This is a genomic window from Streptomyces sp. NPDC001108 (assembly GCF_053598535.1).
In genome coordinates, this window is record NZ_JBSFKL010000002.1 from 201,144 (window position 1) to 215,721 (window position 14,578).

Sequence of the window (14,578 nt, forward strand, 5' to 3'; positions counted from 1 at the left end):
TCCCGGGGCCCTGTCCGGACGTTCTTCCGCCGCCGTTCCCCCGGGGCGAAGGGCCGGTGGGCAGGGTGCCCGTTCCCGGGGGTGCCGGGCGGGTCAGCGGTCCAGCTCCGCGAGCCGGGCGGCGGTCGCGGCGCCCGCCGTGCCGCCGCCGTCCGGCAGCTCGCGCCAGGCCCGCAGGGCCGCCCGGTAGGCGTCGCGGGCGGCCCGGGGGCGGCCTGCCCGCTCGTAGGTCATACCCCTCCAGTGACCGGCTGTAGCGCTCAATTCGATCGCTTCTTCGAGGAGTTGGTGGCTGTCCGGTTTCTCCTGGGCCGTTCGGGCCGCCTCGGCGGCGCTCCGGAACGCCTCGGCCGCCTCGTCGAGCCGGGCCGGGCGGTCGAGCACCCGGGCGGCGTCCAGGTGGGCCCGGCCCAGCTCCAGCCAGCAGCGCGCCCGGGTCAGCGGGGTGGCGGCCTCACCGGCCGCGAGGCCGAAGAGGTGCTCGGCCTCGCGGAGGTCGACCCGGTCGTCGGTGGCCCGGTGGCGCAGCATCAGTGCCCGGCCCAGCAGCAGCAGCCGCTCGGCGAGGTGTCCGCCGCCGGCCGCGGTCTCGGCGCGGCAGTCGCGCAGCACCCGGATCGCGGCGCCGATGTGCGGGCGCCCGTCCGGCAGTGCGGCCCGGCGCAGCAGGGTGGCGCCCCATTCGGCGAGGAGGTCGGCGTACGCGCGGGAGTCGCGGGTCACGTCCCGGGCGGCCCGGCCGAACCACTCGGCGGCGGCGGTGAGTCCGGCCGGGTCGCCGGTGTCCTCGTACCGCGCGGCGTGGATGCGGCCGGCCCGGATCCGCAGCGCGGCGCGCTGCCGCTCCTCGCCCTCGGTGGCCAGGGCCCGGTCGACCAGGGCCGCGGCCTCGTCCGGTGGGGCGCCGGAGGCGAGCAGGGCGTCCACCAGGTCGAGCAGGACGCGGGGGGCGGTCCCGGTGGTGTGCCCGGAGCCGCCCCGCTCGTACGCGGTGCGCAGGGAGCGGGCGGCCTGGGCGGCGTGGGCCCGGGACCGGGCGGTGTCGGCGGTGGCCCCGGCGAGTCGGAGCAGGGTCCGTCCGTGGGCCAGCAGCAGGGCGGTGGGCGGGTCCGCCCGGTCGGGCCGGCCGTCGACGAACGCCTCCAGCATGCCGCAGGCGCTCTGGAGCGGCGCGGTGTCGCCGTCGAGCCGCCACTGCGCCTCCAGGGCCCGGACCCGTTCCAGGGTGAGCCGCAGGGCCTCGGCGGGTTCCAGGCCGGGGGCCGCGCAGGCGGCGGTGTACTCGCGGTCGGCGCGGCGCAGCAGTTCCAGTGCGCCGGGCCGGTCGCCGCGCCTGCGCCGGTCGTCGGCGGCGGCGTGCAGCACCTCGGCGAGGACGGCGCGTTCGTGCGGGGCGGCGGGGGGTGCGGCGGCCCGTTCGGCGGCGCGCTCGGCCTCGGCCAGCAGCTCGGCGCCGCCGCGGACCTCCCAGAGCCGCAGGGCGGCCCGGGCGTACGGCGCCCACGGCCCGGACTCCTCGCCGTCGACGGCGTCGCGCAGCAGCCGCACGGCGTCGATGAGGTACTGCACCATGCCCTCCGACTCGAACCGCCGCAGCAGTTCGCGGGCGTCCTCCTCGGCCGTGCCGGTGGGACCGCCGGGTACGGGGTGCCCGCCGGGCCCGGTCCGGGCGGCGAACTCGCCGGGCAGCGGCATGAAGCGTTCCAGCACCCGGACGGCGACCTCGGCGAAGGGGCGCGGGACCTGGGGTCCGTCCTTCTCCGGGTCGCCCTCGTCGCCCTCCCCGGCGCCGGGGAGCGTGGGGTGGCCGCCCTCGCCGAGCTGGGCGAGGGCCAGGGCCGGGAAGTTGGGGCCGCCGCGTCCGAAGCGCCGCTCGATGTACTGGGAGCAGTGCTTGAGGACGAGCAGGGCGTCGTCGCGGCCGAGCGAGCCGAGCAGCGCCTCCTGGGCGCCGGGGACGAAGGCGTACCACTGGTCGTCGTGGGCGGTGCCGGTGCCGCTGCGGGTCAGCAGCCCGCTGAGCAGGACCTCGGCGAGTTCGGAGGGGCCGGAGTGCGGCAGCATCGTGCGCTGCACCAGTTGCATGACGGGGAGGTGGAGGGGGGCGGCCGCGAGGTGGACGGCGAGCTGTCCGGCGGCGGGCGAGGCCGTCGCGCGGAAGCGGTCGACCAGCCGGCTCGGGGAGGGTTCGGTTCCGGCGCGCCGGGCGGCGGCGGGCGGCTGGTCGGCCCGTACCCAGCCGACGGCGCCGAAGGTCCGCCCGGCGCCGGTGCCGGAGAGCAGCCGCGCCCAGGCCGCCAGCGCCCCGGCGACCGGCGGGAGCACCGGTACGGCGAGGGCGCCGGGGTACGTGGCCGGGGCGGTGCCCGGGTGTTCCACGACCTTCAGTACGGCGGCGCCGCCGGGTCCGTCGCCCCGGGAGAGCGCGCCCCGGGTGACCGGGAGCCGGGTGCGGCCCCACATCCGCTGCGGGAGCGGCTGGAGCACGGCGGCCGGTGCCTGGGCGGCCAGGTGGTGGAGGAGGCGGTGGGCCCGGCCGCTGTGCCAGAGCGGTCCGGCGCAGTCGCTGACCAGTACGGTGAGGCGGCGGCCGGTCGGATCGCTGAGCCGGTCCGCCGAGTGCAGGGGCGCGGCGGCCGGGTCGGGGCTGCGGCTGACGGCGGCGGCACCGTCCGGCCCCTGGTGGAGATAGCGCGCCCGGACGTCCCGGAATGCCCCCAACTGGCCGAATATCTGGAGGAGTTCGTCGAACATCCGGCACCACACCAGCATCGAGGACGAGGCGTCCATGACGCACTGGAGGACCGCCTCTCCGCGCGCCTCGCCACGGAAGACCGGGATGACCAGTCCGCCCGCGCGGGCGCTGAGTTCGGCGGTGGCCGTCTCGTCGAGGGTGCGGCGCATCGGTGGCGCGGCGGGGCGGTAGCGCCGCAACGGCCGCAGGGCCCGCTGGAGTTCGAGCGGGGCGGGGAACGCCGGGGCGGCCGGCACCCCGAAGGCGAGCGCTCCCCCGCGCCCCGTACCGCCGCCGTCCGAGGCGTCCGGGGGGCCGGGACGCGGTACGGGGTGGAGGGCGATCCGGTCCGCGCCGGCGGCGGGCGGGCCGGGTCGGCCGCCGGAGGGCGGGGGTGCGGGGTGCGGGGTGGTGGCGCGGGGCGGGGCGGGGGCCGGTCGTGGGGCGTCGGCCCGCGTACCGCCGCTCGCCTCCTCCCGCTGCGGGGGCGCGGCCGGGGGCCGGGCCCAACGGGCCAGCCAGAGGGCGTCGCGGAGCTGCTCGACGCCGGGGTCGAGACCGGCCGCGCGCAGCCGGGCGACGAGTGCGGGGTAGTGCCCGGTGTCGTCGGTGCCGTGCTCCTGGGGTGGGCCGTCCGGCCCGGTGCCCGCCATCGGCCCGTCACCTCGGCCGGTCGAGTCGCTGGATGAGCAGGTCGGCGAGGCGGTCGCGGCCGGCCGGGGCCGCGGCGTCGGTGAGGTAGATCGCGTTCAGCAGCTGGTCGGTGGCGAGGAGTTCGGTGCGCGACCGTTCCAGGAACCGGGCGATCAGCTCGTCGCCGTCGCGCGCCGCGTCGTCGCCGAGGTGGGCCCGTACGAAGGTCGCCAGGCGCTGGTGGTCGGGGCGGCCGAGCTCCAGGTGGATGCAGCGGCGCATCAGCGGGGCCGGGAAGTCCCGTTCGCCGTTGCTGGTGAGGACGGTGAACGGGAAGGCCGTGCACCGTACCCGGCCGTCGCGCACCGTGACCTTGTTGCCGTCGTCGTCCAGGACCCGGGCCTCGCCGCCGGGCAGCCGGTCGGCGATCCGTTCCAGTTCGGGGATCCGGAACTCGCCCTCCTCCAACACGTTGAGCAGGTCGTTCGGCAGGTCGATGTCGCTCTTGTCGAGTTCGTCGATGAGCAGCACCCGGGGCCGGTCGGAGGGGAGCAGCGCGGTGCCGAGCGGTCCGAGCCGGATGTAGCTGCCGACGTCCTCGGTGGCCGGGGCGGCGTCGCCGTGCGCGGCGATCTGGACGTCCTGGAGGCGGGCGATCGCGTCGTAGTGGTAGAGCCCGTCGAGGAGGGTGGTCCGGCTGACGACCGGCCAGCGCAGGACCCGGCCGAGGCCGAGCTCGTGGGCGACGGAGTGGGCCAGGGTGCTCTTTCCGGCGCCGGGGACGCCGGTGACGAGGAGCGGGCGGCGCAGATAGAGCGCCGCGTTGATCATTTCGAGCTCCTCGGCGCCGGGCCGGTGGAGTTCGGCGATGCCCCGGTGGCCGCCGAGCCGACGGTCGGCGGAGCCGTCCCCGTCCCCGCCGGCCTCCTCCGCGCGCGCGGCGAAGTCGCGCCAGGGCGGCGGCGGGGGCAACTGGCTCATGCCGTCGTGCGGTTCGCCCGCGCCTCGGTAGATGAGCCATTCGCCGGGTTCACTCATGACGGTCTCCTCGTCCTCGCTCGGGGGCATCACGGCGCCTGCAGGAAGAGATCGGGGGCGGGTGGCCGAGGGGGTCCGTAGACCAGGGCGATGCCGTCCGACCAGTAGGTGTCGACGCGGCCCTCGCGCACCCCTTCGCGCAGTGCGCGGACGCGCTGTGGGAGCTGGGCGGCGCCCCCGGCCCCGTCGACCGTGTCGACCACCCGGAGGTGGAACTCCGCGCAGGTGGCGGCCCGTTCGTCCCGGGGGCGCCGCCACAGGGCCACCCCGTAGCCGGCGGCGAGCAGCCGGGCGAACCACTCGGGCCCCCGGGCGTCGTCCCGGCCGCCGTACCGGCAGAGCACCGGTACGGTGCGGTGCTCCAGGCCGCGCAGCTCGGCCATCAACAGCAGGGGGACGCGGAGGCCGTCGTCGCAGTCGAGGACGGCGGCCCGCGCCGGGCCGGTGTGGACGCGGTCCCAGCGGGCCGTGCGCTCCGCCTCGTACGCCTCGTACTCCTCGTCCGTCCCGTACGCGGAGGAGTCGTCCGGGTCGGGTTCCGGGCAGTGCACGACGACCGGACGCTGGACGCCGAGCGGGCGCCCGTCCCCGGGCAGCTCCCACCGGTCCACCTCCAGGTCGAGCAGGTCGGGGCCCGCCACGACCTGGAGGACCGCGGGGCCGCCCGGTTCGTCGCACATCCGGAACGCCTTGCCGAGCGGGGCGGCGAGCCGGGCCGGGAGCTCGTCGAGGCGGGTGCCCCGGTGGTTCTCCGCCACTGGGAGGTCCTCGTCGTGCGGGCGGGCCACCACCCGCCAGTCGTAGCGGTCCGGCTCCCAGGCGCGGGCCTCCAGGTGCAGCGCGACGAGCGCGGGTGCGGGCGGCCGGACCGGCGCGGGGTCCGGGTCGGCGGCCGGGGCCCGGTGGTGCGCGTCCTGCTCCCGCAGCCGGGCCAGCTCGCCCCGGAACGGCCGGCGCAGCCCGCCCGCCACCTTCTCCACCCAGTCCCACAGGGCGTCCTCGGCGGGCTTGGTGGACGGCAGGACGTAGGGGCGTTCGGCGGTGGCGGCGGCCACGCAGTAGCGCAGGATCCGCTCCAGCGCCTCGTCGCCCTCGCGGGTGTCGTGCAGGACGCCCAGCCCGTCGCGCCAGCCGCGCGGGGCCGGAACGCCGAAGGCGCGGTGCGTGTGCCCGAGGGAGCCGAGGATGTCGAGCAGGCCGCGGGTGCTGACCGGGGGCGGGAGCGTGGCGAGCCGCCCCAGCAGGTCGACGCGCTGCTGCGGGGTGAGCGCCGGACCGGCCGCCGCGCCCAGGTCCCGCTGGACGTCCACCCAGGTGTCCCGGTCGTCGACGGGGCTGTTGTGCCGGTCGGCGTGGTAGCGGTCGTGGGCGTGGAACACGGCCTGGTAGAGGTCGTCCGGCTCGGCCTCGACGGCCCGTTCCGGCACCGGCAGCGCCCGCAGTCGCTCCACCCCGATCGCGGTGCCGCCGGCCGTGTCGGTGGCCCGGGACTTGAGGACGCCGACGACCTCGCCGCGCGCCAGGTCGACCAGCGGCCCGCCGGACATGCCGGGGTAGAGCTGGCTCGCCTCGATCAGCACCTGCGCGTCGTCCTCGTCCCCGTCGTCGAGGGTGCCGACCACCCGGCACTCCCGGCCGAGCCGCCGGGGCGGTCCGGCGCCGCCGTCCGCCCAGCCCGCGAAGTAGTACGTTCCGCGCCGCAGACCGGTCGGGCGCTCGCTGACGTACACGCAGGGGTGCTCGACGGGGCGGAGCAGTTGGACGAGGGCCAGGTCGGGCGGGGGCCAGCCGCCGTGGTCGGGCCGCCGCTCGGGCAGGGCGGCCCGGACCGTGCCGCCGACCCGGACGGACTCGCCCCCGGCGGTCCGGAACACCACGTCGACCCGGTGCCCCCTTCCCTCCGTAGCGACGTGCGCGCAGGTGAGGACCCAGCCCGGGGCGACGAAGAATCCGCTCCCCAGGAAGACGCCGTCGTGCCCTTCCGCGTCCGGCCCGCACCCGGGCCCCGGCCGGTGGATGCGGACCGTGGCGTCCCGTACCAGGCCGGTCAGCGCGGATTCGGGGTCGTCGCCGTCCCGCCACGCGCCCCCGTCCGGCGGGGGTGTCACGGCCCGTTTCCGCCGTCCGCCCCGGTGCGGTCCGGATCCGCCGGTGCGCCGGCGGGCGGGTCGAGGAGCGGCGGGCCGCCGTTCCAGGTCAGGGTGACCTTGAGGGAGCCCTTCGCCTCGCCGTCCGCGAGGAGCCCGACGACCTTGCCCGCCCTCGCGGTCAGCTCGATGCCGAACTCGACGCTGACCGTGTCGGGCCGCACCGCCCGCAGTGGTTCGGCGAGCGAGCGGGCGACGCCGGTCACCACGGAGTGCAGCCCCTCGACCCGGGTCCGCATCCGGTCGGCGACGTTCCCGGCGCCGATGTCCGAGAAGGCCGGCCCCGCTCCGGCACCGGCCGGTTCCTCGGCGCCGGAGATCCGCGCCCAGACCTCCGTACCGTCGGGCAGCTCGATCCGCGTGATCCGGGCACCATCGTCGTCCATGAAACCCCCCGTTCCACAACTCCCCGCAGGTTAACGGCAGTTGCCCACCGAAGCGAGGTGTGCGGAGCAGGACGCCACGGCACCGCCGACCGGTTCCGGACACCGCCGCACGGACCTCGGGGCACGGCCCGGAGCCGCGTCCCGGCCGCGCTCGGGACGGCCGCCACCAGGCATTAGGCTGGTGGCCATGTACTTCACCGACCGTGGCATCGAGGAGCTGGAGAAGCGCCGGGGCGAGGAGGAGGTCACCTTCGAGTGGCTCGCCGAGCAGCTCCGTACGTTCGTCGACCTCAACCCCGACTTCGAGGTGCCGGTCGAGCGCCTCGCGACCTGGCTGGCCCGTCTCGACGACGAGGACGAGGACTAGACCCGCCCGTCGGCTCCCCTCAAGGCGTTCCGGCGCTCTCCTCGACGTCCCTGATCCGGTCGTAGGCGAGGCCGAGCGCGCCGTGCGCCACCAGCAGGGTGCCCGCGAGCGCCCAGCCGCCGCCGCGCCGGATCCCCAGGAGGACCAGCGGCAGCCCGGCGGCGATCTGGGCGGCGGCCAGCGCGCGGGCCCGGGGGCCGCGCAGCCAGGGTCCGAGGCGCCCGCGCTCCACCGCGTCCAGTTCGGCCCGTACCGCGCGCCGCCAGCCGGTCCAGACGAGCGCCTCCGCATCGGGCCGTTCGTCGGCCGCCGCGTACAGCCGCTCGCCGGGGGTGTCCGGGTCGAGGCCGGGCGGCAGGACCAGCCCGATCCTGGTCAGCACGGCGACCAGTCCGCGCAGCCGGATGCGGGCGTCGGCGTCCGCGTCCGGCCGGGTCAGCTCTTCGAGCGCCTGGACGTCCAGTACGGGATCGAGGCCGAGGCGCTCCGCGAAGGTGCGCATGGCCTCGTCCTCACCGGCCGGGGTGCCGTCGGCGAGCCAGACGTAGCCGACCGGGCGGCGGAACCCCGTCGCGAGGATGTATCCGGCCCGGTCGCCGTCCCACCACAGGGCGAGCACGGGCCAGGTCGAGCCGACCGCGAGCGCGGTCGCCCAGCCGGCCACCACCCGGTCGACCGGCTCCACGTCCGCCTCTCCCGCACCGTCGCCCTGCCAGGGCTTCCCCTCGGGCACCAGGACGGACCAGCCGTCCCCGGCGGGGGCGAGCAGCATCCGCTCGCGCAGCAGATGGGCCACCGGGCGCACGGACTCCGGTTCGGCCCGGCACAGCAGCAGCGCCCCGGCGGGGGATGTCGCGTTCATGGCTCACACGCTAGGGCACCTCGCCCCGGTTCGACACTATTTGCCGCACCCCTGTCGTTCCGCGGACGGGACGGGCCTTGACTTCCGCATGCCGCGATATATCGTGTTCAACAAGAGACGCGATATGTTGCGTCATTCCGTGTTCCTGGGAGGTCAGATCCATGCCTGTGTCGACCTGGGCCGTCCCCGAGCCCCAGAAACTGGCCTTCGACGCCCCGGTGACCTCGCTCGACGTACGTCTCGTCGGCGGCACCGTCAACGTGGTGGGCACCGACGAGCCGACCGCCCGGCTGGAGGTCACCTCGATCGAGGGGCCGCCGCTGATCGTGACCCAGGAGGGCGGGGCGCTCACGGTCGCCTACGAGGACCTGCCGTGGCAGGACTTCCTCAAGTGGTTCGACCGCCGCGCCCGGCAGCGCAGCGCGGTCGTCTCGCTCGCCGTGCCGGCCGGATCGGCGGTGAAGGTCGGGGTGGTCGGCGCGAGCGCCGTCGTCTCCGGCGTCCACGGCCGGACCGAGGTCCGGGGCGTCACCGGCGACACCACGCTCGTCGGGCTCGGCGGCCCGGTCCTGGCCGACACGGTCTCCGGCAGCGTCGAGGCCCAGTCGGTCGCGGGCGAGCTGCGCTTCCACTCGGTCTCCGGCGATCTGACGGTGGTCGAGGGCACCGGGGCGGCCGTGAAGGCGGAATCGGTCAGCGGCAACATGGTCCTCGACCTGGACCCGACCGGGCGGCCCACGGACATCCGGCTCACCACGGTCTCCGGCGAGATCGCCATCCGGCTGCCGCACCCGGCGGACGCCACGGTGGAGGCCAACACCGCGAGCGGCTCCGTCTCCAACGGCTTCGAGGACCTGCGGGTCGGCGGCCAGTGGGGCGCGAAGAAGATCACCGGCACGCTCGGCGCCGGGACCGGGAAGCTGCGCGCGACGACCGTCTCCGGCTCGATCGCCCTCCTCCGGCGCCCCTCGGCCGAGGACGGCGCACCGGCCGAGGACGGCCCGTACGATGCCGAGCCGACCGGAAAGGTGCTCTGACATGCCCCCCGTTTTCGCCCACGGCCGCCTCCGCCTCTATCTGCTGAAGCTGCTCGACGAGGCGCCCCGCCACGGCTACGAGGTGATCCGGCTCCTGGAGGAGCGCTTCCAGGGGCTGTACGCCCCCTCGGCGGGGACGGTCTATCCGCGTCTGGCGAAGCTGGAGGCCGAGGGGCTCGTCACCCACGCCACCGAGGGCGGTCGCAAGGTCTATTCGATCACCGACGCGGGCCGCGAGGAGCTGGCCGGCCGCACCGCCGAGCTGGCCGACCTGGAGCTGGAGATCCGCGAGTCGGTCTCCGAGCTGGCCGCCGAGATACGGGACGACGTGCGCGGTGCCGCGGGCAAGCTCCGCAGCGAGATGCGGGCGGCGGCGGACGAGACCCGGCACACCTCCGCCCGCAAGGGCCCCCGGGAGAACCCCTTCGGCGACCTCGGGGACCTCACCGACACCGAGGCGTGGCGCGCGGCGAAGGAGGAGCTGCGCAGGGCCAAGCAGGAGTGGAAGGAGCAGGCCCGCCGGGCGAAGGACGAGTCCCGCCGGGCCCGCGAGGAGGCCCAGCAGGCCCGCCGCCAGGCCAAGGAGGCCCAGGACCGGGCGCGCGAGCAGATGCAGAACGCCGTCCGCCAGGTGCAGGACCACTTCGCGCGCGGCGACTGGCCGGCGGGCGTACGGGACGGGCTGGCCGAGATCACCGGCCAGCTGGGCGGCCTGGCCCGTACCGGCAACTGGTCCCCGTACGTGAAGCCGGACCCCGCCGGGGCCGACCCCGACTGGGGCCGGGACACCTCCCGCACCGGCGACCCGGCCCGCGACCTGGACCGGCTGCTGGACCGCTTCCGCGACGACATCCGCGACACGGCCCGGGACCGGGGGGTCACCGAGGAGCAGTTCGCCGCGGCCCGGGGCCACCTCGCGACGGCGGCGGCCCGCATCGACGCGCTGCTGCGCGGTGACGGCGGGGCCGCCGACGGGAAGGCGGCCGACCACGGCTGACGCCCCGCCCCCGGCCGCCGCTCCCGGCCGGGGGCGGCGGCTCTCCGGCCCCTGACCGGGCCGTCTCCGTCACCGCGACGCGGGCCCCGTCCCGGTCACCGTCACCGTGACGCGCGTCCCGGGGCGGGCCCGGACGCTCACCTCTCCCCCGTTCCGGCGGACCTCGGCGCGGCCCTGGACCGCCACCCGCCACCGCCCCGCGGTCGGCGGCAGCGAGATCTCCGTGGCCCCGCCCCGGCCCGCGGTGTAGGCGAGCCGGTAGACGCGCGCCGTGTCGTCGTACGTGTCGGAGCGGACGGTTCCGGCGACGGCGGGGGCGTACGGGGTGGCGGTCCGCTCCTTGTTCGCGGCGAAGTCCCCGTTCCCGTCCAGGGCGCAGTAGCCGCCGCCGTAGCACCACACGTAGCCCGCCCAGCCGGAGCTGTAGCGGCTCAGCGAGGCCATCGCGTCCCGGTAGAAGCGGCCCATCATCGGCAGCCGGTTGTTCAGCGGACCCCACTCCCCGACGACGACCGGCATCCGCCGCTCACGGGGGTACGCGGTGACGGCGGCCTCGTACGTCTCGATCCAGCCGGCCGCCGGGTCGTAGTCGGCGCCCGCCTCCATCGCGGTGTTGTAGAAGTGCGGGGCGTAGACGGTGCGGCGGTCGCGGATCGCGCCGAGGCCGGTGGGGACGCCCTCGCCGACGATCGGGGTGGGCTCCACGAAGAGCCAGTTGCTCCGGTCCACCGTGCGGACGGCGCGGGCCAGCCGGTTGTACATCGGGGTGAGCTGCCGGGCCTCGATGCGGCGGGCGGCGGTCGGCAGGTCCTCGCCCTCGCGCACCTCCCCCATGGGCTCGTTGATCAGGTCGTAGCCGAGGACGGCGGGGTGGCGGCCGAAGCGCTCGGCGAGGAGCCGCCACATGGCGGCCTGGGCCCGCTGGAGGTCGGCGTCCTCGTAGAGGTGGGTGAAGGCGCGCTGCACGGCCGGTTCGAAGTACTCCCCGAACCAGTCGTCGGGGTGCGGGGTGAAGGGCAGCCCGTCGGTACGGGTCGCCCAGGCGGGGATGCCGCGATGGCCGAAGGCCGGGCCGAACACGTCCTGGTGGGCGTCGATCAGCACCTGGATGTCGTACGTGTGCGCCCAGTCCAGGATCCGGCCGATCCGGCGCAGGTACTCGGCGCTGTAGTGGCCCCGGCGCGGTTCCAGGTCGTCCCAGAAGATCAGCAGCCGGGCGAAATTGAAGCCCTTGGCCCGCAGGTCGCGGAAGTGCTTCTCGGTGATGGCGGTGAGGGCCCGGTCACCGCTGTTCGCCTTGTCCTCGACGTTCCAGCCGCGCAGGGTGAGCGTCCGGCCCCGGTCGTCGGTGAGCGGGGGGATCCCGGCCCGGTCGGACGGCGCCGGCCGGGCGGGGTGCGTGGCTGGTACGGGTGGTGCCTGGTGTGCTTCGGCGGCGGGGGCGAGGGCCCCCGCCGCGAGCACGAAGGTCGTCATGATCGAGGTGGCGGCGGTGGCCGCCCGTATCCGCGTCCGCTTCAGCATGGCGCAGATCAGAGCAGCTCACCGGTCACACCTCAAGAGCAGGTGAGCACAATCTTGCCGAAGTGGTCGCCCGCGGCCAGCCGTTCGAAGCCCTCGCGGGCCCGGTCCAGCGGCAGCACCTTGTCGATGACCGGGCGGACCCCGGTGGTCGCGCAGAACGCCAGCAGGTCCTCCAGCTCGTCCTTGCTTCCCATGGTCGAGCCGACGACCTTCAGCTCCAGGAAGAAGATCCGGGTCAGCTCGGCGTGCGAGGGCCGGTCGCCGCTGGTCGCGCCGGAGATGACCAGGGTGCCGCCGGGACGCAGCGACTTCACGGAGTGGGACCAGGTGGCCGCGCCGACCGTCTCGATGACCGCGTCGACCCGCTGCGGCAGCCGTGCGCCCGGCTCGAAGGCTTCGAGGGCGCCCAGCTCGACGGCGCGCTTCCGCTTGGCCTCGTCGCGGCTGGTGGCGTAGATCCGCAGTCCGGCGGCCCGGCCGAGCACGATCGCGGCGGTGGCGACGCCGCCGCCCGCGCCCTGGACGAGTACCGAGTCGCCGGGGCGCACCCCGGCGTTGGTGAAGAGCATCCGGTACGCGGTGAGCCAGGCGGTCGGCAGGCAGGCGGCCTGCTCGAAGCTGAGCTCCTTCGGCTTGGGCAGCACGTTCCAGGTGGGGACGGTGACCTGTTCGGCGAAGGTGCCCTGGTAGCGCTCGGTGAGGATGGAGCGGGGCTCGTCCGGGCCGACCCCGTGGCCGCTCTGGCCGATGACGGAGTGCAGGACGACCTCGTTGCCGTCCTGGTCGACTCCGGCGGCGTCGCAGCCGAGGATCATCGGCAGCTTGTCCTCGGCGAGGCCGACGCCGCGCAGGGACCAGAGGTCGTGGTGGTTGAGGGAGGCGGCCCGGACGGTGACGGTGGTCCAGCCGGGGCGTGCCTCGGGGGCCGGGCGTTCGCCCAGTTCGAGGCCGTCGAGGGGGCGGTCGCGGTCGATGCGGGAGGCGTAGGCGGCGAACATGACCCGACGATAGGCCGGGGCGCGGCGGGGCGTAACCGGCCGCGGGTGTGACGCGCGCCGCGCGGGGTGGATCTCCCGCGCGGCGCGGGTGAGGGGGCCGGGCCCGGCGGCCCCGGCCCCCTCACCCGCCCGGCTCAGCGCCGGGCCACGCCCTCGGCCCGCGCGGCCGCCGCCACCGCGGCCGTAACGGCGGGGGCCACCCGCTCGTCGAACGGCGAGGGGATCACGTAGTCCGCCGCGAGCTCGTCGCCGACGACGTCGGCCAGCGCGTTCGCCGCGGCGATCTTCATGCCCTCGGTGATCCGGGAGGCCCGGACCTGGAGTGCGCCGGCGAAGATGCCGGGGAAGGCCAGCACGTTGTTGATCTGGTTGGGGTAGTCGGACCGCCCGGTCGCCACGACGGACGCGTACTTGTGCGCGACGTCGGGGTGGACCTCGGGGTTCGGGTTGGCCATGGCGAAGACGAACGCGCCGGGCGCCATCGAGGCGACGGCCGCCTCGGGGACCGTGCCGCCGGAGACGCCGATGAAGACGTCCGCACCGGCCAGGGCGGCCTCCAGCGGACCGGAGATCCCGGCCCGGTTGGTCAGCTCGGCCAGCTCGCGCTTGACCTCGGTGAGGTCCTCGCGGTCCCGGCTCACGACGCCCTTGCGGTCGGCCACGGCGACGTCGCCGAGCCCGGCCTCCAGCAGGAACTTGGCGATGGCCACCCCGGCGGCGCCCGCGCCGGAGATGACGGCGCGCAGGTCGCCGAGGCTGCGGCCGGACAGCTTCGCGGCGTTGCGCAGGGCCGCGAGCGTCACGACGGCGGTGCCGTGCTGGTCGTCGTGGAAGACCGGGATGTCGAGCCGCTCCTGGAGCTTGCGCTCGATCTCGAAGCAGCGCGGGGCCGAGATGTCCTCCAGGTTCACGCCGCCGAAGGAGGGCGCGAGCCGGACGACGGTCTCGACGATCTCGTCCGCGTCGGTGGTCGCGAGCGCGATCGGCACCGCGTCGACCCCGCCGAACTGCTTGAAGAGGATCGCCTTGCCCTCCATCACGGGGAGGGACGCCTCGGGCCCGATGTCACCGAGGCCGAGCACCGCGGTGCCGTCCGTCACGACCGCGACGACCTGGGACTTCCAGGTGTAGTCGTGGACCAGCTCGGGGTTGTCCGCGATGGCGCTGCACACCTTGGCGACGCCGGGCGTGTACGCGAGGGACAGGTCGTCCTTGTCGCGGATCGGGACGGTGGCCTGCACGGCCATCTTCCCGCCGCGGTGCAGCGCGAAGGCCGGATCGAACGGCTCGTCGGTGCTGCTGTTGTCGGTATTGCTGTCGCTGCGAGGATTGACGATCTCCGCTGCCATGGTGTTGACCCCTTAAGTCTTCATCTTTTTGAGGGTGGCCACTCCTGGTTGAGGAGGGGTGGGCGGGCACCGCGTACGTTCCCTGCGTCGGCGGTTGGCCCGCACCGGCAGGGGGAACTACATACGCGCGGGCGCGCCGCACAACGCGCCCCGAGCCCCTGATGAGGGGTGTAAAGGTCTTTCTTACCGGACAGAGCCCGTCATCGACGAGTCCGGGGCGGCTCGGTGACGTGACTCATACTCGAATATCTGGACATGTCAGCTGGACGGCGAAAGTGTCCACCTGTCAAGACGCGCCACAGATCCTCCGGCCGGGAATCCGTTTCCCCGAAGAACGTCCGGCCCCGCACACCGGCCCAGTACCGGCCTTCTGGGCTACTGGAACGGCCCGTTATCCGATTTTGACATGTTCAGCGGCAAGTTTGAGCCAGTCCGAATGGCAAGATGCCCTAACCAATCAGGGGGGCGACATCGACAGTCACGTGTCCATACCGCCTGGCACCACA

The 14,578-nt window shown here is 75.4% G+C and carries 11 protein-coding genes; 3 read left to right on the forward strand and 8 right to left on the reverse strand.

What is annotated here, in order from left to right; genetic code table 11:
• Window positions 1-93: 93 nt before the first annotated feature.
• Genes ACWC97_RS05705 through ACWC97_RS05720 form a run of 4 tightly spaced genes read right to left on the reverse strand, consistent with a single transcriptional unit; the run spans window position 94 to window position 6,938 of the window.
• On the reverse strand, window positions 94-3,387 hold the full coding sequence (locus ACWC97_RS05705; protein WP_450647635.1) for an SAV_2336 N-terminal domain-related protein: 3,294 nt from the start codon (window positions 3,385-3,387) through the stop codon (window positions 94-96).
• Between the two features lie 7 nt (window positions 3,388-3,394).
• The gene (locus ACWC97_RS05710) at window positions 3,395-4,405 is read right to left on the reverse strand and encodes an AAA family ATPase (RefSeq protein ID WP_352277098.1); all 1,011 of its coding nucleotides are present in this window, start codon (window positions 4,403-4,405) and stop codon (window positions 3,395-3,397) included.
• A gap of 29 nt (window positions 4,406-4,434) precedes the next feature.
• Window positions 4,435-6,513 carry a VMAP-C domain-containing protein gene (locus tag ACWC97_RS05715; protein ID WP_450647637.1) on the reverse strand — a complete coding sequence of 693 codons (2,079 nt, stop codon included), beginning with the start codon at window positions 6,511-6,513 and terminating at the stop codon, window positions 4,435-4,437.
• A complete protein-coding gene (locus ACWC97_RS05720; protein WP_450647639.1) occupies window positions 6,510-6,938 on the reverse strand; it encodes a CU044_2847 family protein in 429 nt (142 codons plus the stop codon). The genes ACWC97_RS05715 and ACWC97_RS05720 overlap by 4 nt, the downstream gene beginning before the upstream one ends.
• A gap of 187 nt (window positions 6,939-7,125) precedes the next feature.
• On the opposite strand from ACWC97_RS05720, the gene ACWC97_RS05725 reads away from it, so the two are divergent.
• The gene (locus tag ACWC97_RS05725) at window positions 7,126-7,305 is read left to right on the forward strand and encodes a DUF6104 family protein (RefSeq protein WP_128557595.1); all 180 of its coding nucleotides are present in this window, start codon (window positions 7,126-7,128) and stop codon (window positions 7,303-7,305) included.
• A 19-nt stretch (window positions 7,306-7,324) separates the two neighbouring features.
• Here ACWC97_RS05725 and ACWC97_RS05730 read toward each other — a convergent pair whose 3' ends face one another.
• On the reverse strand, window positions 7,325-8,167 hold the full coding sequence (locus ACWC97_RS05730; protein WP_450647641.1) for a hypothetical protein: 843 nt from the start codon (window positions 8,165-8,167) through the stop codon (window positions 7,325-7,327).
• A gap of 161 nt (window positions 8,168-8,328) precedes the next feature.
• On the opposite strand from ACWC97_RS05730, the gene ACWC97_RS05735 reads away from it, so the two are divergent.
• Together ACWC97_RS05735 and ACWC97_RS05740 are read left to right on the forward strand one after the other, a co-directional pair.
• Window positions 8,329-9,204, forward strand: coding sequence for a DUF4097 family beta strand repeat-containing protein (locus tag ACWC97_RS05735; protein ID WP_352277093.1), 876 nt, complete (start codon window positions 8,329-8,331; stop codon window positions 9,202-9,204).
• Window position 9,205: 1 nt separating this feature from the next.
• Window positions 9,206-10,201, forward strand: a complete 996-nt coding sequence (locus ACWC97_RS05740) for a helix-turn-helix transcriptional regulator (RefSeq protein ID WP_450647643.1) — start codon at window positions 9,206-9,208, stop codon at window positions 10,199-10,201.
• 69 nt (window positions 10,202-10,270) lie between these two features.
• Here the strand turns inward: ACWC97_RS05740 and ACWC97_RS05745 are convergent, their stop codons facing one another.
• The 3 genes from ACWC97_RS05745 to ACWC97_RS05755 form a co-directional block, all read right to left on the reverse strand.
• Complete coding sequence (locus tag ACWC97_RS05745; protein WP_450647645.1) at window positions 10,271-11,725, reverse strand: cellulase family glycosylhydrolase; 1,455 nt, start codon at window positions 11,723-11,725, stop codon at window positions 10,271-10,273.
• Window positions 11,726-11,757: 32 nt separating this feature from the next.
• Window positions 11,758-12,723: a zinc-binding dehydrogenase gene (locus ACWC97_RS05750; RefSeq protein ID WP_450647647.1), complete on the reverse strand. Its 966-nt coding sequence runs from the start codon at window positions 12,721-12,723 to the stop codon at window positions 11,758-11,760.
• Window positions 12,724-12,857: 134 nt separating this feature from the next.
• Complete coding sequence (locus ACWC97_RS05755; RefSeq protein ID WP_450647648.1) at window positions 12,858-14,072, reverse strand: NAD(P)-dependent malic enzyme; 1,215 nt, start codon at window positions 14,070-14,072, stop codon at window positions 12,858-12,860.
• Window positions 14,073-14,578: the final 506 nt, after the last annotated feature.